The organism is Mycobacterium sp. IDUB_3, assembly GCF_055419585.1.
Genome location: NZ_JBVAXZ010000001.1, coordinates 80,635 through 106,905, shown reverse-complemented (window position 1 = coordinate 106,905; position 26,271 = coordinate 80,635). Strand labels below are relative to the sequence as shown.

The following is a 26,271-nucleotide window of genomic DNA, read 5'->3' as shown; positions in this document are numbered from 1 at the left end:
AGCTTAGTCGTCTGTAACCCCCACGGACGCCACATCGGTGACGTCGCGGGGTGTGCTTTTACCCACCAAGAACGGTGGGAAACAAGGGGAAGGCGGGCAGGTTACGCAACACCGTCCAGCCGATCGTCGCGGCTACGACGGTCAACAACGCGGCCCTGGACGGCAAACCCTTGCCGCGGGCGCGGCGCATCAGCACCCATGCGGCCAGCAGCGGGATTCCTACCAGCAGGAAGACGTTGTCGTGGATCCCGGCGATCAGGTCGCCGTGCAACACGTCGTGCGTCATCCGCAGCCCGCCGCAAAACGGGCAATTCCAGCCGGTGAGCCATTTGAACGGACAGGTTGGGTAGATCGCACTCGGGCTGTGCGGGTCGGCCAGCGCGACGTAGCCGAGCGCGCCGCCCAGCGCCACGCCGGTCCCGGTCGCGATGGAGAGGCGGTGGCGCCGCAGGCCGTGCGGGTCGGGTTGCGCGGGTGGACGAGGTTGCGTCATCCAGCCGCTGACCTTGCGCTGGTCACGGTTTTCAGCATGCCAGATCCGTTGCGCCCCGCAAGATGAAATCGGCGCACGTCGGCGCTCAGCGGCCCGACAACCGGTTCCTCAGTCGCGAGCCCCATCTCCGACGGGTTTGGGGCTGGTCCGGGGTCGTCTCGGCGGGCTCTTCGGGTTTCCCGGATTCGGACTCGGCGGCCGGCGTCGAGTCGACGTCGGCTGTTTCAGCTTCGGCTGTTTCGACGTCGGCTGTGTTGGCTTCGGGCTCGTCGGCTTCAGCCTCGGCGGCTTCCGCTTCCGGTTTTTCGGCCGTAGGCTCGGGCTCCGACTCAGACTCGTCAGCTTCGGAGTCCTCGGCTTCGGAATCCTCCGCTGCCGCTTCGGCTTCCGGCTCTGCCGCTTCGGGCTCTTCCGACTCCGCTTCGGGCTCTTCGGCTTCGGGTTCCGCCTCGGCTTCGGGTTCCGCCTCGGCTTCCGGCTCTTCGGCTGCCGGCTCCTCGGCTGCCGGCTCCTCGGCTGCCGGCTCCTCGGCTTCCGACTCGGGCTCGTCGGAGGCGACTTCCGGCTCCGACGACTCGGAATCCGCGGCTAGAGCCTCAGTCTCGGCGTCGGCTTCGGGCTCTTCGGCCTTGTCAGCCTCGGCCTCCTCGGCTTCGGAATCCTCCCCCACCGCTTCGGTTTCCGGTTCCTTGGTTTCCGATTCTTCGGTTTCCGATTCCTCGGTTTCCGCATCGGCGGCGACGGTTTCGTCAGCTTCGGCCGTTTCCACCGAGGGTGTCGGCGCATCGGCCGCCGCGACGGCCACACCGCCCGCCGCGGTCGTCGCTGCGGCCACCGTCCCGGGCTGGTCCTCCGGCTCGGCTTCGGCCGCTTCCTCGTCGAGGTATTGGTTGCCGCGCAGGCTCTCGGGATCTTCGCGGCCCTTCGGCGCCGCCATCAGATACACCACGGCCCCGATGAACACGAAAGTCGATGTGAACGAGTTGATCCGGATGCCGGCGATGTGGGTGGCGGTGTCGTCGCGCAGCAACTCGACACAGAACCGCCCCACGCAATAGCCCGCCACGTACAGAGCGAACAGCCGGCCGTGGCCCAACGTGAAGCGCCGATCCGCATAGATCAGGGCGACGAAAATCAGGACGTTCCAGATCAATTCGTAGAGAAATGTCGGCTGCACCACGAACGCGATCTGGCCCGTCGAGACGCCATCCAGCGAATGCGGATCGATGTAACCCGAGGGGTCCCGGCGGTAGAACACCTCCAGGCCCCACGGCAGCGTGGTTTCGCGGCCGTACAGCTCCTGGTTGAAGTAATTGCCGAGCCGGCCGATGGCCTGCGCCAGAATGAGTCCGGGGGCCAGCGCGTCGGCGAAGGCCGGAAGCGGAATCCCGTGCCGGCGGCAGCCGATCCAGGCGCCGACGCCGCCGAGCGCCACCGCGCCCCAAATGCCCAGGCCGCCGTCCCAGATCCGCACCGCCGCGCCGAGTCCGGCGCCGCCGGGGCCCCAATAAGTGCGCCAGTCGGTGGCCAGGTGATAGAGCCGCCCACCGATCAAGCCGAACGGCACCGTCCACAGCGCGATGTCGTAGATCACGCCGCGCTCGCCGCCGCGGGCTTCCCAGCGCCGGTCACCGATCAGCAGTGCGGCCACGATGCCGGCGATGATGAACAGCGCATAGGCCCGGATCGGCAGGGGGCCGAGGTGCCACACGCCCTGCGGGGGGCTCGGGAAATAGGCCAGCAGCTTCGTCACGAGACGGCCGCCCTCTGACGAACACCGGCGGCGAGTTCCTCAGTCAGTGCACGCAATGCAGTCAACCCCCCGTCCCCCAGTGCCGACACCAGCGCTGACCCGACAATGACGCCGTCGGCGTAGCTGCCGATCTGGGCGGCCTGCTCTCGCGACCGCACTCCCAGACCCACGCCGACGGGTATGTCGGACACCTCCTTGATCCTGCTCACCAACTCGGGCGCGGCGCTGGACACGACGTCGCGCGCCCCGGTCACGCCCATCGTCGAGGCCGCGTAGACGAATCCACGCGACGCGTCGACCGTCATCGCCAACCGTTGCGGCGTCGAGGACGGCGCCACCAGAAAGATCCGGTCCAACCGGTGCTCCTCGGAGGCCGCCAACCACTGCCCGGCTTCGTCGGGGATGAGATCCGGCGTGATCAGGCCGAACCCGCCCGCGGATGCCAGATCCCGGGCGAACGCGTCAACCCCGTAGCGCAACACCGGGTTCCAGTACGTCATCACCACCGCGTGGCCACCGGCCGCGCTGATCGCCTCGACCGCGGCAAGGGTGTCGCGAACGCGCACTCCCCCGTGCAGCGCGACCTCGGTGGCCTTGGCGATGGTGGGGCCGTCCATGCCGGGATCCGAATAGGGAACGCCGACTTCGATGATGTCGCAACCCGATTCGACCAGTGCCGTCATCCCCTTCACCGACGTCGGCACGTCGGGGTAACCGGTGGGCAGATAGCCGATCAGCGCCGCGCGATCGTCGTTGCGGCAGTCATCGAAGATCGACTCGAGCTTGCCCGCTTCGCTGTGTTTGACCGTCATCGATCGCTGGATCCCAACAGCCCGAACCACTTCGCGGCGGTCTCGACGTCCTTGTCACCGCGCCCGGACAGGTTCACCACGATGATCGCGCCCGGCCCCAGCTCGGGGCCCAGTTTCAGCGCACCGGCTACGGCGTGCGCGGATTCGATGGCCGGGATGATCCCCTCGGTGCGGCACAGGACGCGGAACGCATCCATCGCCTCGGAGTCGGTGATCGGACGGTACTCGGCGCGGCCCGTCTCGCGTAGATACGCATGTTCGGGGCCCACTCCCGGATAGTCGAGACCCGCTGAGATGGAATGGGATTCGATGGTCTGCCCGTCCTCGTCCTGCAGCAGATACGAGAACGATCCCTGAAACGCACCGGGTGAGCCGCCGCTGAAGGTCGCGGCGTGCCTGCCGGTTTCGACACCGTCGCCGGCCGCCTCGAATCCGACCAGCCGCACATTCGGATCGTCGATGAACGGGTGGAAGATCCCGATGGCGTTGGAACCGCCGCCGATGCAGGCCACCACGGCGTCGGGCAACCGGCCCGCCTGGGCCTGGATCTGGGCGCGCGCCTCGAGGCCGATGATCCTCTGAAAGTCGCGCACCATGGCGGGAAAGGGATGCGGACCAGCCGCGGTGCCGAAGCAGTAGAAGGTGTTGTCGGCGTTGGTAACCCAATCCCGGAACGCCTCGTTGATGGCGTCCTTGAGCGTCCTCGAACCACTTTCCACCGAGACGACCGTCGCTCCCAGCAGGCGCATCCGCGCCACGTTGAGCGCCTGACGCTCGGTGTCCACCGCGCCCATGTAGATCACGCACTCCAGGCCGAGCAAGGCACACGCGGTGGCGGTCGCCACGCCGTGCTGACCGGCCCCGGTCTCGGCGATTACCCGCTTCTTGCCCATCCGCTGGGCCAGCAACGCCTGACCGAGCACGTTGTTGATCTTGTGAGAACCGGTGTGGTTCAGGTCTTCTCGCTTGAGGAAGATCCGCGCGCCGGCCTGTTCGGACAGGCGGGTGGCCTCGTACAGCGGCGACGGCCGGCCGGCGTAGTTCGCCTGCAGGTAATCCAGCGTATCCAGGAAATCCTGGTTGACGCGTTCCTTCTCGTAGGCGGCGGTGACCTCTTCGATCACGGCCATCAAGGCCTCGGCGACGTAACGGCCGCCGTACACACCGAAATGGCCACCCGCATCGGGTTCGTGGCGGGTGGGTTCGGCGATGGCTGCGCTCGCGAGCGGAAGGTCCGGGCGGGACAGGTCCACCATCACCAATTCTCTACGCGGGGATGGCTCATGGGTTCAACGTTCCAGCGCTGGGGCTCTTGGCGTGACGTAGTGACTAGCGAGCCGGTTTCGGACAGGACGGATGGGTGCCCGCGGTGACCAGGTCGGCAACCGCGGCGCGCGGGTCACCACTTTTGACCAGACCTTCGCCGACCAGGACGGCGTCGGCACCCGCGCCGGCGTATGCCAGCAGGTCTGCGGTACCGCGCACACCGGATTCGGCGATCCTGATCACGTTGCTGGGCAGCCCGGGAGCGATGCGCGCGAAGCAATCCCGGTCCACCTCCAGCGTCGCCAGATCGCGGGCGTTGACGCCGATTACGTTGGCCCCTGCCTTAAGTGCCCGGTCGGCTTCTTCCTCGGTGTGCACCTCGACGAGCGCCGTCATGCCCAGCGATTCGGTACGGTCCAGCATCGACACCAACGCCGACTGCTCCAGCGCCGCGACGATGAGCAGCAACATGTCGGCGCCGTGCGCGCGCGCCTCGTGGATCTGATAGGGCTGCACGACAAAGTCTTTGCGCAGAATCGGAATCGAGACAGCCGCGCGAACCGCGTCCAGGTCGTCGAGCGAGCCGTGGAAGCGGCGCTCCTCGGTCAACACGCTGATGATGCGGGCGCCACCGTCTTCGTAGGCCCGGGCCAGTTTCGCCGGATCGGCAATGGTCGCCAGGGAACCCGCTGACGGGCTGGCGCGCTTGACTTCGGCGATGACACCGATTCCGGGCTCACGCAAGGCGGCCATCACGTCGCGTGGCGGCGGCGCGGCCGCTGCGGCGGCTTTGATCTCGGACAAGCTGATCAGCGCTTCGCGCGCGGCAACATCGGCCCGGACTCCCTCGAGGATGGAGTCAAGCACGGTTGCCGGACTCATGCCTGTCGTTTCCCTTCGCCCTGTCGCCCGCGGTCATCCACGGCCCCTTTGGTGTTCCCGGCCGATTGCGAACGACGTGAATGAAGGGTAGCGGCCCGCGGCTTGCGGCCCATCACCGACCCTCGGTGTCAGACTCGTTCGGCCGATCGGTTGGGTCGCGTCCCTCGTCAAGCGCGTCCCAGATCATCCGCTCCGACATTCCCGGCGTCTCCGGCTCCTCCAGCATCGCCCCATCGGCCTCTTCGCGTCGCACAATCGACCGGCGCGTCGCCGGCGCCGCGTACTTTATTGCGCTCGAACGGGCCGACCCCGAGTCGGACGCGGAGCGCATGAGCAGCACGGCGGCGATCAGCGTGCACGCCGCGGCGGCCACCGTGATACCCGCGCCCCAGTACCGCCGCTCGCTGCCCACCAGCGACATCACCGAGACGTGCGCCAGCTCGGCCCCGCGTACCGCCACGTCGGGCAGCACCCACAGGCTGATCCCGAGGTAGCCCACCGCCAGGCTGACCACCGCCAGCAACCCCGCCAGCGCACGCAGCAACCAACCCCGCACGGCGATGGCGGCGACGGCCGCGGCCAGCAGAAGCAACGCCGACGGCAGCAGCGCCGTCGACCACGCCCCGCCGGACAGGGTCACCTGTTTGGGCGGCCCGAGCCCGTCGAATGACCGGATGACGACCCACGGCAGGCGCGAGGCCGCCCACAACGTCCCGGCGGCAATCACCAGCACTGCCTGGGCAATCCGGATCAGCCACCGGCTGTTCGGCCGGCCGGTGTCGGCGCCGGGCTCAGTCATTGCCGCTGGGGCCGGGTTCGGTCAGCGTCTCGGCGGCCGCGATCGCGCTCAGCACCGCGCGGGCCTTGTTGGTCGCCTCGGTGTACTCGTAGGGGCCGTTGGAGTCCGCCACCACCCCGCCACCGGATTGCACGTAGGCGGTGCCGTCGCGCATCAGGGCGGTGCGGATGGCGATCGCGAAGTCGGCGTTGCCGGCGAAGTCCAGGTAGCCGACCACACCGCCGTACAGGCCGCGGCGCGTCTTCTCCACCTGTTCGATGAGCTCCATTGCCCGGACCTTCGGCGCGCCCGACAGCGTGCCGGCCGGGAAGCAGGCCGTCACCGCGTCCAGCGCGGTGCGACCCTCGTCGAGCGTGCCGGTCACCGTCGACACCAGGTGCATGACGTGGCTATAGCGTTCGATGTGGCTGTAGTCCTCGACCCGCACGGTGCCCGGCGCACAGACCCGGCCCAGATCGTTGCGGCCCAGGTCGACGAGCATCAGGTGCTCGGCGCGTTCCTTCTCGTCGGCCAACAGCTCCTTTTCCAGCAGCTGGTCCTCTTCGTCGGTGTCCCCGCGCCACCGGGTGCCGGCGATCGGATGGGTGGTCGCGGTGCCGTCGGCGACGGTGACCAGCGCCTCCGGACTGGAGCCGACGATCGAAAAGTCTGTTCCGCCAGCGTCATTCGGCACCTGTAGCAGATACATGTAGGGGCTCGGGTTGGTGACCCGCAACATCCGGTACACGTCGATCGGGTCGACGTGGGTGTCCATTTCGAAGCGTTGCGAGGGCACCACCTGGAAGGCCTCACCGGCGGCGATCTGGTCGACCAGGTAATCGACGATCTTTCCGTACTCCTCGACGCTGCGCTGCGCGCGGTAGCGCGGTTCGGGCCGCTCGAAGGTGCCGACCGTGGACGGCAACGGCTGGCCCAGCGCCGCCGTCATCACGTCCAGGCGGGCGATCGCGTCGTCGTAGGCCTCGTCGACCCGCTCGTCGGTCCCGTTCCAGTTCACGGCGTTGGCGATCAGCGTGATGGTGCCCTCGTGGTGGTCGACCGCCGCCACATCGGTGGCCAGCAGCAGCAACATGTCGGGCAGCTTCAGGTCGTCGACGGCCAGCTCGGGCAGCCGTTCCAGGCGCCGCACCAGGTCGTAGGCGAAGAACCCGACCATCCCCCCCGACAGCGGTGGCAGCCCGTCGAGCGGGCCGGTGGCCAGCAGCTCGCACGTGGCGCGGAGGGCCTGCAGCGGGTCGCCGCCGGTCGGCGCGTCCTGTGGCACCACGCCCAGCCAGACGGCCTCACCGTCGCGCACGGTCAGCGCCGACGGCGCCCCGGCCCCGATGAACGACCATCGCGACCAGGAACGGCCGTGCTCGGCCGACTCCAGCAGAAAGGTGCCCGGGCGGTTGGCGGCGAGTTTGCGGTAGGCCGACAGCGGCGTCTCGCTGTCGGCCAGCACCTTGCGGGTCACCGGAACCACGCGGTGCTCGGCTGCCAGCTGGCGGAAATCCTCTCGTGACGTCGTCGCGGCGAGGTGGGCGTGCACCGCACCATCCTCCCAGACGAGTTGCAGTGCGTCGGGCCAGCCCAGCCGCGCGTCACACCCGTGTGCGACGACGGTAGCGGGCGTAGCGTGTCCGCCATGAAACCTGGTGACACCGTTGCGGACTTCGAGTTACCCGATCAGACCGGGACTCCTCGCAAGCTCAGCGAACTGCTCTCCGGCGGCCCCGTGGTGCTGTTCTTCTACCCGGCCGCGATGACGCCCGGCTGCACCAAGGAAGCGTGCCACTTCCGCGACCTGGCCTCCGAATTCGCCGCGGTGGGGGCCAACCGGGTTGGCATCAGCGCCGACGCCGTGCAGAAGCAGGCCAAGTTCGCCGATCTGCAGAAGTTCGACTACCCGCTGCTGTCGGACACCGACGGCGCCGTCGCCACGCAGTTCGGCGTCAAACGCGGCCTGCTCGGCAAGCTGATGCCGGTCAAGCGCACAACGTTCGTCATCGACACCGACCGCACAGTGCTCGAGGTGATCTCCAGCGAGTTCAACATGGACAGCCACGCCGATAAGGCGCTGGCGACGCTGCGGGGCCGCGCATAGCCGTCAGGGGTTGATCGCCAAGAACACGTAGGCGGCCAGCAGCACCAGATGCACCTCGCCCTGCAGGCGGGTCGCCCGCCCGGGCACCACCGTCAGCATGCTGATCACGACCGTCAGGGCAAGCAACACCAGTTGGATGGCGCCGAGGCCGAGCACCAGCGGTCCTTTGAGCCAGATCGACGCCAGCGCGATCGTCGGGATGGTGAGCCCGATGCTAGCCATCGCCGAGCCGTACGCCAGGTTCAAGCTGATCTGGATGCGGCCCTTGCGCGCTGACCGAGCCGCCGCGAGCGTCTCGGGCAGCAGCACCAGCGCCGCGATGATCACACCCACGAACGACTGCGGCAAGCCCGCCATCACGACCGCGTGTTCGACGGCCGGTGATTCCTCCTCGGCCAGGCCAACCACCGCCACCAGAGCGCAGAGCAGCAGCACCAGGCTGCTCAGCGCCTGCCGCCTGGTCGGTGGATCCGCGTGACTCTCGTCCTCGAACACGCGCTTTTGGCCCCTCTGCGCGATCGGCAGAAAGAAATCGCGGTGCCGCATGGTCTGGGTGAACACGAACAGCAGATACACCAAGAGCGTGGTGATCGCGGCGAAGGCGAGCTGGCCGGGGGTGAACTCCCTGCCCGGGCGTCCGGTGGTGAAGGCGGGCAAAACCAGGCTCAACGTGGCCACCGTGGTGACCGAGGCCAGGGCGGCTCCAGCGCCTTCAGCGTTGAACAGTGTCACGCCATAGCGTCGGGAGCCGAGCAGCAGCGACAAACCGGCGATGCCATTGGTGGTGATCATCAGCGCGGCGAACGCGGTGTCCCTGGCCAGCGTCGCGGCTTCGTTGCCGCCGGATGTCATCAGGGTGACGATGAGGGTCACCTCGATGATGGTGACCGCGGCCGCGAGTATCAGCGACCCGAAGGGCTCACCGACCCGGTGTGCGACCACCTCCGCGTGATGCACCGCGGCGATCACGGCGCCGACGAGAAACAGCGCAGCCACCCCGACAAGAACCGGTCCCAGTTTCTCGCCCCAGATCACTGCCAGCACGACGACGGAAACCACCGGGACAACGGCGTTCCACGACAACCATTTCGACATTGACCGCCATTCTTGTCGAAGTGATGCGCCAATGCCTGCGGAAAGTGACCGCACACACGCCTGGCCGCGCTTGCCGGGGTCACGCACCGCCGCCACCCGGCGGGACGAGGTGGGCGATGAGGTTCAGCGCTCCGGTGCCAGCAGCACGTCGGCGTCGAAGCAGCTGTGATCGCCGGTGTGGCAGGCGCCGCCGACCTGGTCGACCGTCAGCAGCACGGTGTCGCCGTCGCAGTCCAGGCGGACCGAGTGAACATACTGGGTGTGGCCGGACGTCGCCCCTTTGATCCACTGCTCACCGCGGGACCGTGAAAAATACGTCGCCTCACGGGTTTCCAGGGTCCGGGCCAGCGCCGCGTCGTCCATCCAGGCGACCATCAGCACGTCACCGCTGCCGCGCTCCTGCGCGACGGCGGTGAACAGGCCGTCGGCGTTGCGCTTCAGCCGCGCGGCGATTTGCGGGTCGAGCGTCATCGCACGGTGATCCCTTCTGCGGCCATCGCGGCCTTTACCTGACCGATGGTCAGCTCCCGGAAGTGAAACACGCTGGCCGCCAACACCGCATCGGCGCCTGCCGCGATCGCGGGCGCGAAGTGTTCGGCCGCCCCCGCTCCGCCGCTGGCGATGACCGGCACCGTGACCGCCGAACGCACCGCCTGCAGCATCTCCAAGTCGAACCCGGCTTTGGTTCCGTCGGCGTCCATCGAGTTCAGCAGGATCTCCCCTACCCCCAGATCGGCTCCGCGCGAAGCCCACTCGACCGCATCCAGCCCGGTGCCCTCGCGCCCGCCATGCGTGGTGACCTCCCAGCCCGAGGGTGTCGGCACCGCGCCCGGCGGCACCGTGCGGGCATCGACGGACAGCACGATGCACTGGGATCCGAACTGCCGCGCCATCTCGGCGAGCAGCTCGGGTCGGGCGATCGCGGCGGTGTTGATGGACACCTTGTCGGCGCCCGCGCGCAGCAACACGTCGACGTCGGCCACGGTGCGCACCCCGCCGCCGACGGTCAGCGGAATGAAGACCTGCTCGGCGGTGCGGCGCACCACCTCGAGCATGGTGGCCCGCCCGGACGACGACGCGGTCACGTCGAGAAAGGTCAGCTCGTCGGCGCCTTCGGCGTCATAGACGGCCGCGAGCTCCACGGGATCGCCTGCATCCCTGAGGTTTTCAAAGTTGACGCCCTTGACCACCCGGCCGCCGTCGACGTCCAGGCACGGGATCACTCGCACCGCGAGGCCGTGGGGATTCGGAGGCATCTCAGTAGTCCTCCGGTCGGCCGGTGGTGCGCAGGATTTCCAGGATCTTTGCGTGGGCGCCCGGACCCGCGGCCACCGCGGAATCCGACGAGGGAGTCCACGGCTCGCCGGCCAGGTCGGTGACGACACCGCCGGCGGCCTGAACCAACGCCACCCCGGCGGCGTGGTCCCACACGTGACCACCGAAACTTATTGCCGCACCGAGTATTCCGTCGGCGACGAACGCCAGGTCGATACCCGTGGAGCCGTGCATGCGCAGGCGCGAGGAGACCCGGCTGAGGTTCTCCAGCACCGCGATCCGGTAGCGCCCCGGGAACCGGCCGCGCGCGTCCGCGCTGAAGGACCCGGCGCCGACCAGGGCGTCGGCCAAATCGATGGCGGCCAGCGGCGGCTGCGCCACCCCGTTCTTGCGCAACGGGCCGCCCGCCACCGCGGTGTAGCGCTGGTCCATGAACGGCAACCAGGTCAGTCCGGCCACCGGGTCACCGTGGTGCAGCAAGCCGAGCAGAATCCCGGCCATCGGCGATCCGGCCGCGTAGTTGAAGGTGCCGTCGATGGGATCCAACACCCACACCCATGGCGAGTCGACGGCCGAGCCGCCGAATTCCTCGCCGTGCACCCCGATCCCGGTGGCCTCGACGAGTGCGGCGACCACCTCCCGCTCGATCGCGAGGTCCACGTCGGTGGCAAAGTCGTTGCCCTTCTTGCGGACCGCGGAATCGGCGCGGTGGCCGGCAAGGAACGGTTCGACCGCGTCGTCGAGAATCGCCGACGCCTGCGCCACCAACGTGTGGACGTCCATGCGGCGCTACTCCGCCACCGCGGCGAGCGCCTGCGGCAAGGTGAATCGGCCCGCGTAGAGGGCCTTGCCCACGATGGCGCCCTCGATCCCGCGGCCGGTGAGGGTCGCGATTGCGCGCAGGTCATCGAGGCTGGACACGCCGCCGGAGGCGATCACCGGGGCGTCGGTGCGGTCGGCGACGGACGCCAGCAGGTCCAGATTGGGGCCGCCCAGCGTCCCGTCCTTGGTCACGTCGGTGACCACGAAACGCGAACACCCTTGCCCGTCAAGGCGTTCCAACACCTCCCACAAGTCGCCGCCGTCGGTTTCCCAGCCACGTCCGCGCAGCCGGTGCGCGCCGTCAACGATCTGGACGTCCAGGCCCACGGCGACCTTGTCGCCGTGCTCGCTGATCGCCCGCGCGCACCACTGCGGGTCCTCCAGGGCCGCCGTGCCCAGGTTCACCCTGGCGCAGCCGGTGGCCAGGGCGGCGGCCAGCGAATCGTCGTCGCGGATCCCGCCGGACAACTCCACCTGCACGTCGAGCTTGCCGACCACTTCGGCCAGCAGTTCGCGGTTGGAGCCGCGCCCGAACGCCGCGTCGAGGTCGACCAGGTGGATCCATTCGGCGCCATCGCGCTGCCAGGTCAGCGCGGCGTCCAGCGCCGAGCCGTATTCGGTTTCACTGCCCGCCTTGCCCTGCACCAGACGCACGGCACGGCCGTCGACCACGTCGACCGCGGGCAACAAGATCAACACATTCCCTCCTGTGTGCCGAGAGCGCAACGCGTTACGCGCATGGCCGCCTGTTCCTTGGTAGAAAGCGCTTTCGCGAGGCCCTTCACAATCCCTGGACCCAATTGCTCAACACGGCCGCGCCGGCATCCCCGCTCTTCTCCGGGTGGAATTGGGTGGCCGACAGCGGCCCGTCCTCGACCGCGGCCAGAAACGGGCCCTCGTGGGCGGCCCACGTCAGCACCGCCTCGGGCGAACCCTCCCACTGCTGGGCGGCGTAGGAGTGCACGAAGTAGAACCGGGTGTCGGCATCGAGCCCCTTGAACAGGACGGTGCCCGGACCGGATTCGACGACGTTCCAGCCCATGTGCGGGATGACCGGCGCCTGCAGTCGCGTGACGTAGCCCGGCCACTGGCCGCATCCCTGTGTCTCCACGCTGAATTCGACGCCGCGGGCGAACAGGATCTGCATGCCGACGCAGACGCCCAGCACCGGACGCCCGGCGGCGATCCGCTCGGCGATGATGCGCTCGCCGCCGATGTTGCGCAGCCCCTTCATGCAGGCCTCGTAGGCACCGACGCCGGGCACCACCAGTCCGTCGGCGGCGGCCGCGGCACCGGCGTCGCCGGTCACCTCGACCGACGCGCCGACGCGCTCGAGCGCACGCTGAGCCGACCGGAGGTTGCCCGAGCCGTAGTCGAGGACAACTACTTTCTTCGGGTGGTTGAGTGCCGTCACAGAACGCCTTTGGTGGACGGCACGTCCGACACCCGGGGGTCGGACTCGACCGCCTGACGCAGCGCGCGGGCAACCGCCTTGTACTGTGCCTCGGTGATGTGGTGCGGGTCGCGCCCGTACAGGACGCGCACGTGTAACGCGATGCGCGCGTTCATCGCCAGCGATTCGAACACGTGCCGGTTGATGACCGTGTGATAGGGCACCGAGTTGCCGGCAATGGTGGTGTGCTGCAAGTGATCCGGTTCTCCGCTGTGTACACAGTAAGGCCGGCCCGACACGTCGACGGCCGCGTGGGCCAGCGTCTCGTCCATCGGGATGAAGGCGTCGCCGAACCGACGGATGCCCCGTTTGTCACCCAGGGCCTGGCCGAGCGCCTGCCCCAGCGCGATGGCGGTGTCCTCGATGGTGTGGTGTCCCTCGATTTCGACGTCGCCCTTGGTGCGCACGGTCAGGTCGAAGCTGGCGTGACTGCCCAGGGCCGTGAGCATGTGGTCGTAAAACGGCACACCGGTGTCGATGTCGACCTGGCCGGTGCCGTCGAGGTCGAGTTCGATGACGATGTCGGATTCCTTCGTGCGGCGCTCGATGCGCGCACGACGGGTAGCGGTCGCTGTCACGGTGCTCCTACGGGGCTGGGGGTAACTGGGGCCGGTTCGGTGGCGGCGATCTGCGCGCTGGCGCGCAGGAAGGCGTCGTTCTCCTCGGCCAGTCCGGTGGTGGCACGCAGGTAGCCGGGGATGCCGACGTCGCGGATCAGCACGCCGGCATCCAGATAGCGTTGCCAGGTGGCCGGCGCATCGGCGAATTCCCCGAACAGCACAAAGTTCGCGTCGCTGGGAATCACCCGAAAACCCATGCCGGTCAAGGCGGTCGAGACACGCTCCCGTTCGGCGATCAGTGTCGCCACACTGCCCAGGGTGTCATCGGCGTGCCGCAGCGCGGCGCGGGCGGCGGCCTGGGTGAGCACCGACAGGTGGTACGGCAGCCGCACCAGCAGCATCGCGTCGATCACCGCAGGGGTGGCGATGAGGTAACCCAGCCGGCCGCCGGCGAACGCGAACGCCTTGCTCATGGTGCGCGAGACGATCAGCTTGGTCGGGTACTCGCCCACCAGTTCGACCGCGCTGGGCTGCGACGAGAATTCGCCGTAGGCCTCATCGACGATCAGGATGCCGGGCACCACGTCGAGCAGCCGCCGCAGGTCCGGCAGCGGAACACTCTGCCCGGACGGGTTATTCGGGCTGGCGACGAACACCACATCGGGCCGGCGGTCGGCGATGGCGGCCACTGCGGCGTCGACGTCCAGGCCGAAGTCGTCGGCCCGGGCGGCCTGCAGCCATTCGGTGCGGGTTCCGTCGGAGATGATCGGGTGCATCGAATAGGACGGGACGAAACCGATGGCGGTGCGTCCCGGGCCCCCGAAGGCCTGCAGTAGCTGCTGCAGGATCTCATTGGAACCGTTTGCCGCCCAAAGGTTTTCGACGCCGAGCGCAACGCCGGTCTGCGCACTGAGGTAGGCGGCCAGGTCGGTCCGCAGCGCCACCGCGTCGCGGTCGGGGTAGCGGTGCAGGTCGGCGGCGGCCTCGCCCACCGACCGAACCACGTCGTCCACCAGCGCCTTGCTCGGTGGGTGCGGGTTCTCGTTGGTGTTCAGCCGCACCGCGACGTCCAGTTGCGGTGCGCCGTAAGGCGATTTGCCGCGCAGGTCATCGCGCAGCGGCAAGTCGTCCAGCGTGGGCTCCGATTGTCGGCTCACCGCTCGAACCTCCGCCGTACCGCTTCGCCGTGTGACGGTAGGTCTTCGGCCTCGGCGAGCGTGATCACATGTCCGGACACGTCTTTCAGGGCCGCCTCGGTGTAGTCGACGACGTGGATGCCGCGCAGGAAGGTCTGCACGGACAGGCCGCTGGAATGCCGGGCGTTGCCCGCGGTAGGAAGCACGTGGTTGGATCCCGCGCAGTAGTCACCGAGGCTCACCGGCGCATACGGGCCGACGAAAATGGCTCCGGCCGAACGGATTCGCCCGGCCACCGCGGCCGCATCGACCGTCTGGATCTCCAGGTGTTCGGCGGCGTAGGCGTTGACCACTTCGACGCCGGCATCCACGTCGTCGACCAGGATGATGGCCGATTGAGGCCCACCGAGTGCGGCGGTCACCCGTTCGCGGTGCACGGTCGTTCGCAGCTGGGCGGCCAGCTCCGCGTCGGTGGCGGCGGCCAGGTCCGCGCTGGGGGTGACCAGCACGCTGCCCGCCATCTCGTCGTGCTCGGCCTGACTGATCAGGTCGGCGGCCACGTGCGCCGGGTCGGCGGTGTGGTCGGCCAGGATCGCGATCTCCGTCGGCCCGGCTTCGGCGTCGATCCCGACGTGTGACCGGCACAGCCGTTTGGCTGCGGTGACGTAGATGTTGCCGGGCCCGGTGATCATGTCGACGGGCGCCAGCTCAGCGCCGTCCAGGTCGGTGCCGCCGTAGGCCAGCAGGGCGATCGCCTGCGCGCCGCCCACTGCCCACACCTCGTCGACCCCCAGCAGCCGGGCCGCGGCCAGGATCGTCGGGTGCGGCAGGCCGTCGAACTGAGCCTGCGGTGGGCTGGCCACCGCCAGCGAGGCGACGCCGGCGGCCTGGGCCGGCACCACGTTCATCACCACGCTGGAGGGGTAGACGGCGTTGCCGCCGGGCACGTAGAGACCCACCCGGTCAACCGGGACCCACCGCTCGGTGACGGTCGCGCCCGGGGCAAGGGTAGTCGTGACGTCGGTGCGACGCTGGTCGGCGTGCACGGCACGGGTGCGTTCGATCATCACCCGCAGCGCGTCGGCCACCCGCACGTCCAGTTCGGCCAGGGCCTTTTCGAGCGCGGCGTCGGGCACCCGGACGGCCGGGGGCCGGACCCCGTCGAACGTGGCCCCGAATTCCAGGGCGGCTTCGGCGCCGCGCTCGGCGACGGCCTGCACGATCGGCCGGACCGTGGGCAGCACCGCCTCCACGTCGGCGCCGCCGCGGGGCAGCGCCGCCCGCAATCGGGCGGCCGTCAACGCCGCGCCCCGCAGATCGATACGGGCCATCGGCGACGGTTGGGTGGTGCTCACGGTGTCCATTGTCCCAGAGGAACTCAAGTCAATATCCGACCGGTACAGTGCCGGTATTGAGGCCACATCCCGCGTTGCCGACCCAGGGAGCCGCCATGTCCGCGAAGGATCACCCCAACAACGCCCCGGGCATCCCGATGGTGTTCCCGCCCTGGTTCGAGCGGTTTCAGATCAAATACTTCAACCCGGCCGTCAAGCCGATCGCCCGCTTTCTGCCCGGGACGGCGACGATCAAGCATCGCGGTCGTACGTCCGGCAAGCCGTACGAGACCATCGTCACGCCCTACCGCAAGGGCAATGTGCTGGCGATCGCGCTGGGTCACGGCAAGACGAACTGGGTGAAGAACGTGCTGGCCGCCGGCGAGGCGGATGTGCAATTCAGCCGTAATCGGACGGTGCACCTGATCAACCCGCGGATCCTGCCCGCCGGCTCGGACGGCGACGGGCTGCCGGCGATGGCGCGCATGCAGCTGCGCCGGATCGGGGTTTTCGTCGCCGACATCGCCTGAGGCCGCTCGCTCGGGCCGCGGGCGCCACGTCGAGTGTTCGTTGATGGCGTTAGCCCACCTACATGTCAAGGCCGATGTCGAGCACCCGGACCGAATGGGTCAGCGCGCCGACGGCCAGGTAGTCCACCCCGGTCGCGGCGTATGCGGCCGCGTTCTCGAGGCTGAGCCCGCCCGAGGACTCCAGCAGCACGGCGGGCGCCCGCGCATCGCGGCGCTGCACGGCCATCTGCGTCTGCCACACCGGGAAGTTGTCCAGCAGGATGAGCTCGGGCTTCTCGGGCAGCACCTCGTCCAGCTGCTCGAGTGAATCCACTTCCACCTCGCACGGCAGATCCGGGGCCGCCTCGCGCACGGCCCGCAGCGCGTCAACCACCGATCCCGCGGCCACCACGTGGTTGTCCTTGATCAGGGCCGCATCCCCGAGCCCCAGGCGGTGGTTGACACCGCCGCCGACCCGGACAGCGTACTTCTGCAGGACGCGAAGGCCGGGCAGGGTCTTACGGGTATCGCGCACCTGGGCCCTGGTCCCGTGCACGGCGTCCACCCAGTGCGCCGTCGTGGTGGCGATCCCGGACAGGTGGCAGATCAGATTCAGCATGGTCCGCTCGGCGGTCAGCAGGCCGCGGGTCTCGGCGCGCAGCGTCAGCACCGGCTGGCCCGGCTCCAGACGAGCCCCGTCCTCGACGCGGTCGACCACCTCGTAGCCGCGGGTGCCCAGCACCTCGTCGAGCACCAGCAGCGCGATGTCGATGCCGGCGATCACGCCGGGCTGGCGGGGCACCATCGACGCGGTCGCCACCGCCTCGGCGGGCACCGTGGCCAGGGTGGTGATGTCGGGCCCGTAGCGCAGGTCCTCGACCAGGCCGCGCTTGATGGTTTCGCGCGCGGCGGTCAGTTCACAGTCGGACATCGTGGTCATACGACCGCCGCCAACGCCTCCACCAGCACCGCGTTCTGGTCGTCGGCCAGGCGCAGCACGTTGCTGCGCCCCAGCTCGGATGCGGTCCGCGGATATTCCGCACGATGGTGGCAGCCCCGGCTCTCGGTGCGGGCCAGGGCCGCGGCCGTCACCGCGCGGGCGGCGACGGCCAGCGCCACATCCTCGAAGTCGCGGCGGCCGGACACGGGACGGGGCCGGGCCTGCGACAGCACGGCGGACAGCCGGGTCAGCCCGGCGGCATCGCGCACCACCGACGCTTCCCGGCTCATCGCGCGCTGCAGCTCGGCGCGCTGCGGCGCGGTGTGAACGAGCGGCTCGGGCGCGATCGCGTGCACCCGCCCGGTCGTGGCGGCGTGCGCGGCCGCCAATTTGCCGGCCCTCCCGCCGACCACCAAACCCTCCAGCAGGCTGTTGGACGCCAGCCGGTTGGCACCGTGCAGCCCGGTGCGCGCCACCTCGCCGGCGGCGAACAACCCGGGCAGTTCGGTTTGGCCGTAGACATCGGTGACGATGCCGCCGCAGCTGTAATGCGCCCCGGGGACAACCGGAATGGGCTGGCGGACGGGATCGATGCCGGCGGCCCGGCAGGCCAGGGTCACCGTCGGGAACCGCTTGGCGAAGTCGCCGATGTGGCGCGCGTCGAGGAAGACGCAGGCATCGCCGGTGGCCTTCAGCCGGGCGTCGATGGCCGCGGCGACGACGTCGCGGGGCGCCAGGTCCCCCATCGGGTGAACGCCGGCTGTTACCGAATCACCTTGGGAGTCAATCAGTTTCGCACCCTCACCGCGGATGGCCTCGGTGACCAGCGGACGCCGGCCGCTGGCGGCATCGGGGGCGAAGAGCATCGTCGGGTGGAACTGGATGAACTCGAGATCGCTGACCGGGACGCCGGCCCACAAGCCCAGCGCGATGCCGTCGCCGGTGGAGGCCTCGGGGTTAGTGGTCGCGCCGTACAGGTGCCCGAGGCCGCCGGAGGCCAGGATCACCGACGGCGCGCTGATGATTCCGTACCCGTCGGGGGTGCCGGCCAGGACGCCGGTCACGGCCGCGCCGTCGTGCAGGATCCGCAGCGCCACATGGCCGGTGCGGATGTCCAGGGTGCGCGCGGCGTGGTCGAGGGCGCGCTGCACCTCCGCGCCGGTGGCGTCGCCGCCGGCATGCACGATGCGGCGCCGGGAGTGCCCACCTTCGCGGGTCAGCGCCCACTTGCCCGGCGCGGATTCGTCGAAACGTGCTCCGTCGCCGACCAATTCGGCGACGGCGGCATACCCGTCGGCAACGATTGAATAAACCGCCTGGGGGTCGCACAGGCCCGCACCCGCGACCACCGTGTCGGCGACGTGGGCCTCCACCGAATCGTCATTGTCGGGCAGCACCACCGCGATGCCGCCCTGCGCGTAATGCGTCGCGGTCGCCCCGCGGGCCTGGTCGGCCTTGCTCAGCACGACGACGCTGCGCCCGGCGCGGTGCGCGGCCAGCGCGGCGGCCAACCCCGCGACTCCGGTGCCGATGACGACGACGTCGGCGCTGTGCGCCCACTGGGGACGGCCGGTCACTCGCCACCGCCCGGCTGGCCGATCTCGATCATCCGCTGCACGCTGCGCCGGCCGGCGGCGGCGACGTCGGGATCGACATCGACCGCGTCGGCCCCCTCGACCAGGCAGCGCAGCAGCGCGGCCGGGGTGATCATCTTCATGAACTTGCAGGAAGCACGGTCGTTGACCGCGCGGAAGTCGACTTGCGGTGCGGCCCTGCGCAATTGATACAGCATGCCAACCTCGGTGGCGACCAGCACCTTGCGTGCGTTGGTCTGGTTGGCGGCCTCCAGCATGCCGCCGGTGGACAGGATCTTCACCCGGTCCGACGGGAAGGCGCCTTCGCCCGCGAGGTACAGGGCCGAAGTGGCGCAACCACATTCGGGGTGCACGAAGAGCTCGGCATCGGGGTTGGCGCGGGCCTGGTCGCCCAGTTCGTCGCCGTTGATCCCGGCGTGCACGTGGCATTCGCCCGCCCAAACGTGCAGGTTCTCGCGACCCGTCATCCGGCGGACGTGGGCGCCGAGGAACTGATCCGGGCAGAACAGCACCTCGCGGTCGGGATCGATGGACTCGACCACTTCGACCGCGTTGGACGAGGTGCAGCAGATGTCGGTGAGCGCCTTGACCGCCGCCGTCGTGTTGACGTAGGAGACGACGACCGCACCGGGGTGTTCGTCCTTCCACGCCCGCAGCTCGTCGGCGGTGATGGAATCGGCCAGCGAGCAGCCGGCGCGCTGGTCCGGGATGAGCACGGTCTTGTCCGGGCTCAGGATCTTGGCCGTCTCGGCCATGAAGTGCACACCGCAGAACACGATGGTGTCCTCGGGCGCCTCGGCGGCGATCCGCGACAGCGCCAGTGAGTCGCCTACGTGGTCGGCGACGTCCTGGATCTCGGGCAGCTGGTAGTTGTGCGCCAGCACGGTGGCGCCGCGCAGCTTGGCCAGGCGGCGAACCTCGGCAGCCCATTGCTCATCACCGGCAACACCGTGGTACCCGGCGGGTGAATTCGTGATGTCGGCGACCATGCCTTCGGCGAGCGCGTCCATGCGATTGATAACCGTCATGGCGGGTCCTTTCAGCCCAGGAGGTTTTCGACTTATAATCGAAAACATGGCCCATGGTAGCACCGCTCACGAAGTGCTCGCGGTCGTGTTCCAGGTTCGCGAAGTGACTGACGAGGCCGCGAAGCGGCCGGCAAACAGATTAAGCACGGCGAAACCGCAGTTGAACGTGCTGTTATGGCAGCGCGCCCGGGAGCCGCAACAGGGCAAGTGGTCGCTGCCGGGCGGGCAGCTGCGCAACGACGAGGACATGATCACTTCGGTCCGGCGCCAGCTGGCCGAGAAGGTCGACCTCAAAGAGCTGGCGCACCTGGAACAACTTGCGGTGTTCTCCGACCCGCACCGGGTGCCGGACACGCGCGTGATCGCCTCCACATTCCTGGGCCTGGTGCCCTCCCCCGCCAGCCCCGAGCTGCCGCCTGACACCCGCTGGCATCCGGTGAACTCCCTGCCGCCGATGGCCTTCGATCACGGTCAGATGGTGGACAACGCCCGTACCCGGCTGATCGCCAAGCTGTCCTACACCAATATCGGCTTCGCTTTGGCGCCAAGGGAATTCGCGCTCTCAACGCTGCGCGACATCTACGGCGCCGCGCTGGGCTATCAGGTGGACGCGACGAACCTGCAGCGAGTGCTGGCCCGGCGCGGCGTCATCCGGGCGACCGGCACCATCGCACAATCCGGGCGCAGCGGCGGACGTCCGGCCGCGCTGTACCGGTTCACCGACGCGGCGTTGCGGGTCACCGACGAGTTCGCCGCGCTCAGGCCGCCGGGGTTGCCGGGTTAGGCTGGCGGAAGTCGCTCACACTGCGGCGATTACGTTTTGGTTACCTGCCGTTTGTGCGCGACAATGCCGGGTGGCCACGAAGGGAGCCTCAATGGCTGAGCTCGGCAACCTCGCAGGCACGCAGGGCGCGGAATGGATCGCCCGGCCGCCGCACGAGGAACTGCAGCACAAGGTGCGTCCGCTGCTGCCCTCGGACGACCCGTTTTACCAGCCGCCGCTGGGATTCCAGCACGCCGAACCCGGAACCGTGCTGCGCTCCCGCGACGTCGAGCTGGCGTTCCTCGGCCTGATCCCGCAGCCCATCAAGGCCGTCCAGCTGCTGTACCGGACCATGGACATGAACGGCGAGCCGGAGGCCACCGCCACGACGGTGATCGTCCCCGCCGACCTCGCTCCGGGCCAGTCCTGCCCGCTGTTGTCCTACCAGTGCGCGATCGACGCCGTCTCGTCGCGCTGCTTCCCCTCCTACGCGCTGCGGCGCCGGGCGAAGGCGCTGGGGGCCATCGGCCAGTTCGAGCTCTTCCTGGTCGCCGCCGCCGTGGCCGAGGGGTGGGCCGTCTCCGTACCCGACCACGAAGGCCTGCGCGGCCTGTGGGGCGCACCGTATGAACCCGGCTACCGCGTCCTGGACGGCATCCGGGCCGCGCGCAACTCGGAGCGCCTCAACCTGTCCTCGACCGCCCCTGTCGGGCTGTGGGGGTACTCGGGTGGCGGACTGGCCAGCGCATGGGCCGCCGAGATCTGCGCCGAATACGCACCCGAGCTGGACATCGTCGGCGCGGTGCTGGGCTCACCCGTCGGGGACCTGGGCAACACCTTCCGCCGGCTCAACGGCAGCTTCCTGTCGGGGCTTCCCGCGCTGGTGGTGGCCGCGCTCGCGCACATCTATCCCGATCTGGACCGGGTGATCCGGGAGCACACCAACGAGGAGGGGCGCGCCCTGCTCGACTCGCTGGAGAAGATGACGACGGTGGAAGCCGTGGTACGGATGGCCGGCAAGAACATGGGCGACTACCTCGACCAGCCGCTCGAGCAGATCCTGTCCACCCCGGAAGTCACCTATGTCTTCGACCACATCAAGCTGGGTGCCGCCGTGCCGACGCCGCCGGTGCTGATCGTGCAGGCCGTGCACGACTACCTGATCGACGTCCACGACATCGATGTGCTCGCCGACGCGTATTCGGCCGGCGGCGCGCACGTCACCTACCACCGCGACGCCTTCAACGAGCACATGATGTTGCATCCGCTGTCGGCGCCGATGGCGCTGCGCTGGCTGACGGATCGCTTCGAAGGCCGCCCGCTGACCGAGCACCTGGTCCGCACCACGTGGCCGACGATGTTCAACCCGATGACCTACGTCGGCATGGCCCGGCTGTTGAAGATCGCGGCCAAGGTAATCACCGGCCGCAAGATCGGCCGCCGCCCGCTATGAGACGGGCGCTCCGGCGGTGCCTCCGCCTCCCACCGGGAGCGCTTCGGCAGGCCTAGGCTGCGCCGGGAGCGCACCCAGGTCGTCGCGGGCGTCCGCGGCCGCCCGCACGGCGTAGACCAGGGCCGCGATGCCGGCAGGCCATAACAGGGTCACCGCGATCTGCAGCGGAGCGGTCGAGAAGAACACCGGTGGCGCCTGGGTGACGTACGCGACCGTCGGGCTCTTCGCCAGCGGGACCGCATCGAAGTCCAGGGCGCCGTAGCTCAGCCGAACCAGCCCCGCCCCCACCGCCGCGGCCAGGGCGGCCGCCGCCACCATGCCGCCCGACAGCGCGATGACCATCGCCGGCCCGCGGTGCTCGCGCCACTGCCACACCCCGACCGAGGCGACCACCGCCAGCACGGTCAGCAGCCCCAGCAGCAGGGCGGGCGCGACGAAGAAGTGCTCGGACTCGTTGCCCAGATAGTCGTGTACCCGCTCGCCGGAACGGGTGAGGGCCACCACGGCACGAATCGGCGGGGCGATCCACGCCCACACTCCGCCGAGCACCACCCCGGTGACCGCCGACCCCAGGGCCACGATCAGGAGCGCGCGCGCCCGGGCCCGCCGGGAAACGGCGACGGGAGGCGCATCGGTCGCGGCCGGCGCGGTCACCGCTGCGTCTCCAGATCGCCGGAATCGACTTCACCGTGCCGCGAGCAGCGCGCGCGCCAGCCGTCGGGGCGAACCTGCACCACCATCCGGCGCCCGCACGCCGCGCAGAACCTGGGAGGCTCAAGACCCAACTGAGCCGCTGTCGGCACTGAGGTGCCCCCTAGTTCCCCGGTGTAGACGTTGTAGACGCCCGCGCTGACCGCAGCGCCCAAATCGCCAACCACAAGTCTCCAACCTTAGCCGCGAAGCCGGCCTACAAGCTGGCGTTGAGCCCCTTGAGGGGCATCTGCAGGTCGTCGAGCAATTCCAGGTCGGATTCGGCGGGCCGGCCCAGCGTGGTCAGGTAGTTGCCGACGATCACGGCGTTGATGCCGCCGAGGATGCCCTTCTTGGCACCCAGGTCGCCCAGCGTGATCTCGCGGCCGCCGGCGAATCGCAGCATGGTGCGCGGCAGCGCCAGGCGGAACGCGGCCACCGACTTCAGTGCCTCGCTCGCCGGCATCACCTCCAGGTCGCCGAACGGGGTGCCGGGGCGCGGGTTGAGGAAGTTCAGCGGCACCTCGTCGGGGCCGAGTTCGGCCAGTTCGGCCGCGAATTCCGCGCGCTGTTCCAGGGTCTCGCCCATGCCGAGGATGCCTCCGCAGCAGACCTCCATGCCGGCGTCGCGGACCATCGACAGCGTCTCCCAGCGCTCTTCCCAGCTGTGGGTGGTCACCACGTTGGTGAAGAACGAGCGGGCGGTCTCGAGGTTGTGGTTGTAGCGGTGCACACCCATCTCGGAGAGCTGCTCGACCTGCTCGGAGGTCAGCATCCCCAGCGAGCAGGCGATGTTGATCTCGACCTCGTTGCGGATCGCCTCGATGCCGGCCGCGACCTGGGCCAGCAGCCGCTCGTCGGGTCCGCGCACGGCGGCCACGATGCAGAATTCGGTGGCGCCGGACTTGGCGGTCTGCTTGGCCGCCTCGACCAGGCTGGGAATGTCGAGCCGCGCGCTGCGCACCGGCGACGCGAACAGCCCCGACTGCGAGCAGAAGTGACAGTCCTCCGGGCAGCCGCCGGTCTTCAGGCTGATGATGCCCTCGACCTCGACCTCGGGACCGCACCAGCGCATCCGCACGTCGTGGGCCAGCGCCAGCAGCTCGTCGACGCGGTCGTCGGGCAGCTGCAGCACCCGCAGCACCTGGTCCCGGCTCAATCCCTGGCCGTCCTGAAGCACCTGCTGCCGGGCCACCGCCAAGATGTCCTCGTCGTTGCCGGTTACGGCCGTCGGTCGAGTTGCCGCTTGAGTCACCAGGTACTCCCTTGCCTCTTTTTCGTGTCCGCGCGTGGGGACACATCTGCCACGTGGTGATGGCAGCGGTGAATGAAAAGTTGTTCAAAGTAGGGTAACGGCCGAAGTGGACGACCTACCTATGGGTATACGACCATCGTGACTCCGCACGTCGAATTCCTGGCCCACCACTACCTGCTGTTGGCGGCGCCGGCGTTCCTGCCTGCGGTGATCGTCGTCGGGGTGATCCTGTACATCGCGCTGCGCGACCGCCGTGAGGGCCGCGACGCCGCGGGTTCGGCAACCGACGCCTCCCATCCCGACACGCCCGACAAGAAGCGTGATTGACGAGCCCTGCATCGGGGCATTAAACAAACAATCGCGAACCTACTTGACAGTAATAAGCGGTTGACGGAATCGGATCCTCCGGGGCAGCCCGGCGCGGTTGGGAGGCATGACGATGCGTTCGAATGAACTGATGATTGTTGCCGAGGCACCGGCACGCGGCGCGGGGCTGAATCAGGTGATCGGACTCTCGGTCGCCGCGGCGGTGATCACCCTGCTGTTGCTGTGGGTGGGCCACGCCCATCGCACTCATCGCATTCAGTGGTTGACGCGCGTCGCCGACAAGGTCGGCGACAAATTCCATCGGCCCGGCTGGGTTGCCCTGCCGGTTCTGGTGTTCACCACATCGATCATCTGCGCGCTGTTCGGATTCATCTGGGATGTCAGCTGGCACATCGGCAATGGCCGCGACCCCGGCCCGCTGGCCAACCCGGCGCACTACTTCATCATCATCGGATTGTTCGGAATCTTCCTGGGGGGCATGACGGCGGTCGTGCTGCCGTTCGACAAGCCCGGCCCGGCGGCGGTGCGGATCACGCGGAATTGGCACGCCCCGGTCGGTGGCGTGCTGATGGCCGGCTGCGGGCTGTACGCGATGATCGGCTTCCCGCTCGACGACATCTGGCACCGCATCTTTGGCCAGGATGTAACCCTTTGGGGCCCAACGCATTTGATGATGATCGGCGGCGCGTGTTTCTCCCTGTTCGCGGTGCTGATGCTGGAGCGAGAAGGTGAGGCCCAAGAGGGCGAGGAGGTCTACCACGGCGTCTTCATCACCTTCCTGCGCTACCTGTCCTTCGGCGGCATGTACATCGGCTTGTCCGTCTACCAGATCGAATACGACTTCGGCGTCGAGCAATTCCGGCTGGTCCTGCAGCCGATGATGATCGCCGCCGCGGCGGGGCTGGCGGCGGTCGCCGCGCGCATCACCATGGGGCGGGGTGCGGCGCTGATCTCGGCGATCTTCGCCATCGCCCTACGCGGTGGTGTCGCGCTGCTGGTGGGGCCGATACTGGGGGCCCCGATCAACTGGTTCCCGCTGTATCTCGGCCCCGCGCTGGCCGTCGAGCTGGTCGCGTTGACGCCGGTGTTCAAGCGCCCCATCGTTTTCGGCGCCGTCGCGGGCCTGGGTGTGGGCACCGTCGGGCTGTGGCTGGAGTCGCTGTGGATCTCGGCGGTCTACCACTACCCCTGGCCGGTCAGCATGTGGGGCGAGGCCCTGGCGATGGCCGTACCGGTCGCCGTCCTGATGGGCATGTGCGGAGCCCTGTTCGGCCTGGTGCTCACCGGGCAGCGGCTCCCGAGCCGGGCCGTCGGCATCTCGGTGATCGTGGCCACGGTGCTGGTGATCGGCGGCGCCGTCGCCAACGGACTGCACATCATTGTTCCGCGGCAGAACAACGCGACCATCATGCTGACCGACGTGCCGAGCGCACCCGGGAAACGGATGGTGTCGGCGGACGTCCAACTCCAGCCGGCCGACATGGTCAGCGCGCATCCGGACTGGGTGACGATCCTGTCGTGGCAGGGCCGGATGGAGAACCACCGCGGTCTGCAGATCGACCGTCTCGAGGAGGTCGGCCCCGGCCATTATCGGTCTACCCGGCCGCTGCCGGTCTGGGGATCGTGGAAGACCCTGCTGCGGGTTCAGGACGGCTACACGATGACCGCGGTGCCGATCTACGAGCCGGCCGACGACGCGATTCCGGCGCCCGAGGTCCCGGCGCTGTCGGCGATGAACCGGCCGTTCGTGCAGGAGATCACCATCCTGCAGCGCGAACGCGACCAGAACGCCCCGGTGTGGTTGTTCACCGCCGGCTCCTTCGTCGTGCTGTTCCTGACGTTGATGGTGATCGCGGGCCTGACCTGGGGTGCGGGCCGGCTCGGCTATGCGGTCACCGAGCCCGAACCCGTCGAGGACAAACAGCAGATCCCGCGGGCGGCGTGA

27 protein-coding genes and 1 pseudogene are annotated in these 26,271 nt (G+C 69.0%); 6 read left to right on the top strand and 22 right to left on the bottom strand.

From position 1 onward, the window contains the following. Nucleotides 1-58: 58 nt before the first annotated feature. The 7 genes and pseudogenes from ACZYVJ_RS00400 to ACZYVJ_RS00370 all read right to left on the bottom strand — a co-directional run bounded on the left by ACZYVJ_RS00400 (nucleotide 59) and on the right by ACZYVJ_RS00370 (nucleotide 7,536). Nucleotides 59-412: a DUF2752 domain-containing protein gene (locus ACZYVJ_RS00400; protein ID WP_463832773.1), complete on the bottom strand. Its 354-nt coding sequence runs from the start codon at nucleotides 410-412 to the stop codon at nucleotides 59-61. A gap of 517 nt (nucleotides 413-929) precedes the next feature. Next, nucleotides 930-2,246, bottom strand: a pseudogene (locus ACZYVJ_RS00395) (prolipoprotein diacylglyceryl transferase); the annotation flags it as partial. Further along, the gene (gene trpA / locus ACZYVJ_RS00390) at nucleotides 2,243-3,058 is read right to left on the bottom strand and encodes a tryptophan synthase subunit alpha (RefSeq protein ID WP_463829190.1); all 816 of its coding nucleotides are present in this window, start codon (nucleotides 3,056-3,058) and stop codon (nucleotides 2,243-2,245) included. The gene trpA and the pseudogene ACZYVJ_RS00395, both read right to left, overlap by 4 nt. After that, nucleotides 3,055-4,317 (bottom strand): tryptophan synthase subunit beta, encoded by a 1,263-nt coding sequence (gene trpB, locus ACZYVJ_RS00385; protein WP_463829189.1) that lies wholly within the window; start codon nucleotides 4,315-4,317, stop codon nucleotides 3,055-3,057. Before trpB ends, trpA begins: the two co-directional genes overlap by 4 nt. A 70-nt stretch (nucleotides 4,318-4,387) precedes the next feature. Next, a complete protein-coding gene (trpC, locus tag ACZYVJ_RS00380; RefSeq protein ID WP_112709713.1) occupies nucleotides 4,388-5,206 on the bottom strand; it encodes an indole-3-glycerol phosphate synthase TrpC in 819 nt (272 codons plus the stop codon). A gap of 112 nt (nucleotides 5,207-5,318) precedes the next feature. After that, a complete protein-coding gene (locus ACZYVJ_RS00375; protein WP_463829188.1) occupies nucleotides 5,319-6,005 on the bottom strand; it encodes a TIGR02234 family membrane protein in 687 nt (228 codons plus the stop codon). Further along, nucleotides 5,998-7,536 carry an anthranilate synthase component I gene (locus tag ACZYVJ_RS00370; protein WP_463829187.1) on the bottom strand — a complete coding sequence of 513 codons (1,539 nt, stop codon included), beginning with the start codon at nucleotides 7,534-7,536 and terminating at the stop codon, nucleotides 5,998-6,000. The genes ACZYVJ_RS00375 and ACZYVJ_RS00370 overlap by 8 nt, the downstream gene beginning before the upstream one ends. A 96-nt stretch (nucleotides 7,537-7,632) precedes the next feature. Here ACZYVJ_RS00370 and ACZYVJ_RS00365 point away from each other — a divergent pair, with 96 nt between their 5' ends. Continuing rightward, nucleotides 7,633-8,091: a peroxiredoxin gene (locus ACZYVJ_RS00365; protein ID WP_463829186.1), complete on the top strand. Its 459-nt coding sequence runs from the start codon at nucleotides 7,633-7,635 to the stop codon at nucleotides 8,089-8,091. A 3-nt stretch (nucleotides 8,092-8,094) separates the two neighbouring features. Here the strand turns inward: ACZYVJ_RS00365 and ACZYVJ_RS00360 are convergent, their stop codons facing one another. The 9 genes from ACZYVJ_RS00360 to hisD all read right to left on the bottom strand — a co-directional run bounded on the left by ACZYVJ_RS00360 (nucleotide 8,095) and on the right by hisD (nucleotide 15,796). Beyond that, entirely contained in the window at nucleotides 8,095-9,186 is a 1,092-nt protein-coding gene (locus ACZYVJ_RS00360) for a calcium:cation antiporter (protein ID WP_463829185.1), read from the bottom strand. Between the two features lie 123 nt (nucleotides 9,187-9,309). Next, the gene (hisI, locus tag ACZYVJ_RS00355; protein WP_463829184.1) at nucleotides 9,310-9,657 is read right to left on the bottom strand and encodes a phosphoribosyl-AMP cyclohydrolase; all 348 of its coding nucleotides are present in this window, start codon (nucleotides 9,655-9,657) and stop codon (nucleotides 9,310-9,312) included. Then, on the bottom strand, nucleotides 9,654-10,442 hold the full coding sequence (gene hisF, locus ACZYVJ_RS00350) for an imidazole glycerol phosphate synthase subunit HisF (RefSeq protein ID WP_463829183.1): 789 nt from the start codon (nucleotides 10,440-10,442) through the stop codon (nucleotides 9,654-9,656). The genes hisI and hisF overlap by 4 nt, the downstream gene beginning before the upstream one ends. A gap of 1 nt (nucleotide 10,443) precedes the next feature. After that, nucleotides 10,444-11,244: an inositol monophosphatase family protein gene (locus ACZYVJ_RS00345; protein ID WP_463829182.1), complete on the bottom strand. Its 801-nt coding sequence runs from the start codon at nucleotides 11,242-11,244 to the stop codon at nucleotides 10,444-10,446. Nucleotides 11,245-11,250: 6 nt separating this feature from the next. Then, nucleotides 11,251-11,982, bottom strand: a complete 732-nt coding sequence (gene priA / locus ACZYVJ_RS00340) for a bifunctional 1-(5-phosphoribosyl)-5-((5-phosphoribosylamino)methylideneamino)imidazole-4-carboxamide isomerase/phosphoribosylanthranilate isomerase PriA (RefSeq protein ID WP_065030130.1) — start codon at nucleotides 11,980-11,982, stop codon at nucleotides 11,251-11,253. A gap of 82 nt (nucleotides 11,983-12,064) precedes the next feature. Beyond that, on the bottom strand, nucleotides 12,065-12,697 hold the full coding sequence (gene hisH / locus ACZYVJ_RS00335; protein ID WP_463829181.1) for an imidazole glycerol phosphate synthase subunit HisH: 633 nt from the start codon (nucleotides 12,695-12,697) through the stop codon (nucleotides 12,065-12,067). Then, entirely contained in the window at nucleotides 12,694-13,314 is a 621-nt protein-coding gene (gene hisB, locus ACZYVJ_RS00330) for an imidazoleglycerol-phosphate dehydratase HisB (protein ID WP_064883520.1), read from the bottom strand. Before hisB ends, hisH begins: the two co-directional genes overlap by 4 nt. Continuing rightward, nucleotides 13,311-14,453 carry a histidinol-phosphate transaminase gene (locus ACZYVJ_RS00325; protein WP_463829180.1) on the bottom strand — a complete coding sequence of 381 codons (1,143 nt, stop codon included), beginning with the start codon at nucleotides 14,451-14,453 and terminating at the stop codon, nucleotides 13,311-13,313. The genes hisB and ACZYVJ_RS00325 overlap by 4 nt, the downstream gene beginning before the upstream one ends. Next, on the bottom strand, nucleotides 14,450-15,796 hold the full coding sequence (gene hisD, locus ACZYVJ_RS00320) for a histidinol dehydrogenase (RefSeq protein ID WP_463829179.1): 1,347 nt from the start codon (nucleotides 15,794-15,796) through the stop codon (nucleotides 14,450-14,452). Before hisD ends, ACZYVJ_RS00325 begins: the two co-directional genes overlap by 4 nt. Nucleotides 15,797-15,882: 86 nt before the next feature. Here hisD and ACZYVJ_RS00315 point away from each other — a divergent pair, with 86 nt between their 5' ends. Further along, complete coding sequence (locus ACZYVJ_RS00315) at nucleotides 15,883-16,296, top strand: nitroreductase family deazaflavin-dependent oxidoreductase (RefSeq protein ID WP_463829178.1); 414 nt, start codon at nucleotides 15,883-15,885, stop codon at nucleotides 16,294-16,296. A 58-nt stretch (nucleotides 16,297-16,354) separates the two neighbouring features. Here the strand turns inward: ACZYVJ_RS00315 and nadC are convergent, their stop codons facing one another. The 3 genes from nadC to nadA are packed head-to-tail and all read right to left on the bottom strand — an operon-like array spanning nucleotide 16,355 to nucleotide 19,838. Next, a complete protein-coding gene (gene nadC / locus ACZYVJ_RS00310; RefSeq protein ID WP_463829177.1) occupies nucleotides 16,355-17,215 on the bottom strand; it encodes a carboxylating nicotinate-nucleotide diphosphorylase in 861 nt (286 codons plus the stop codon). Then, nucleotides 17,212-18,792 (bottom strand): L-aspartate oxidase, encoded by a 1,581-nt coding sequence (locus tag ACZYVJ_RS00305; protein WP_463829176.1) that lies wholly within the window; start codon nucleotides 18,790-18,792, stop codon nucleotides 17,212-17,214. Before ACZYVJ_RS00305 ends, nadC begins: the two co-directional genes overlap by 4 nt. Continuing rightward, entirely contained in the window at nucleotides 18,789-19,838 is a 1,050-nt protein-coding gene (nadA, locus tag ACZYVJ_RS00300; protein ID WP_463829175.1) for a quinolinate synthase NadA, read from the bottom strand. The genes ACZYVJ_RS00305 and nadA overlap by 4 nt, the downstream gene beginning before the upstream one ends. A gap of 46 nt (nucleotides 19,839-19,884) precedes the next feature. Between nadA and ACZYVJ_RS00295 the strand changes: the two genes are divergently transcribed. Beyond that, nucleotides 19,885-20,622: an NUDIX hydrolase gene (locus ACZYVJ_RS00295; protein WP_463829174.1), complete on the top strand. Its 738-nt coding sequence runs from the start codon at nucleotides 19,885-19,887 to the stop codon at nucleotides 20,620-20,622. A gap of 91 nt (nucleotides 20,623-20,713) precedes the next feature. Then, the gene (locus ACZYVJ_RS00290) at nucleotides 20,714-22,054 is read left to right on the top strand and encodes a lipase family protein (RefSeq protein WP_463829173.1); all 1,341 of its coding nucleotides are present in this window, start codon (nucleotides 20,714-20,716) and stop codon (nucleotides 22,052-22,054) included. Here ACZYVJ_RS00290 and ACZYVJ_RS00285 read toward each other — a convergent pair. Genes ACZYVJ_RS00285 through bioB form a run of 3 tightly spaced genes read right to left on the bottom strand, consistent with a single transcriptional unit; the run spans nucleotide 22,049 to nucleotide 23,999 of the window. Beyond that, nucleotides 22,049-22,708, bottom strand: a complete 660-nt coding sequence (locus ACZYVJ_RS00285; protein WP_463829172.1) for a DUF2567 domain-containing protein — start codon at nucleotides 22,706-22,708, stop codon at nucleotides 22,049-22,051. The two genes, ACZYVJ_RS00290 and ACZYVJ_RS00285, sit on opposite strands and share 6 nt — an antisense overlap. Then, nucleotides 22,705-22,932, bottom strand: coding sequence for a biotin synthase auxiliary protein BsaP (gene bsaP, locus ACZYVJ_RS00280; protein WP_064883538.1), 228 nt, complete (start codon nucleotides 22,930-22,932; stop codon nucleotides 22,705-22,707). The genes ACZYVJ_RS00285 and bsaP overlap by 4 nt, the downstream gene beginning before the upstream one ends. A gap of 29 nt (nucleotides 22,933-22,961) precedes the next feature. Continuing rightward, entirely contained in the window at nucleotides 22,962-23,999 is a 1,038-nt protein-coding gene (gene bioB, locus ACZYVJ_RS00275) for a biotin synthase BioB (RefSeq protein WP_463829171.1), read from the bottom strand. 135 nt (nucleotides 24,000-24,134) lie between these two features. Here bioB and ACZYVJ_RS00270 point away from each other — a divergent pair, with 135 nt between their 5' ends. Continuing rightward, on the top strand, nucleotides 24,135-24,326 hold the full coding sequence (locus tag ACZYVJ_RS00270) for a hypothetical protein (RefSeq protein ID WP_463832772.1): 192 nt from the start codon (nucleotides 24,135-24,137) through the stop codon (nucleotides 24,324-24,326). A 112-nt stretch (nucleotides 24,327-24,438) separates the two neighbouring features. Next, nucleotides 24,439-26,271 (top strand): hypothetical protein, encoded by a 1,833-nt coding sequence (locus ACZYVJ_RS00265; RefSeq protein ID WP_463829170.1) that lies wholly within the window; start codon nucleotides 24,439-24,441, stop codon nucleotides 26,269-26,271.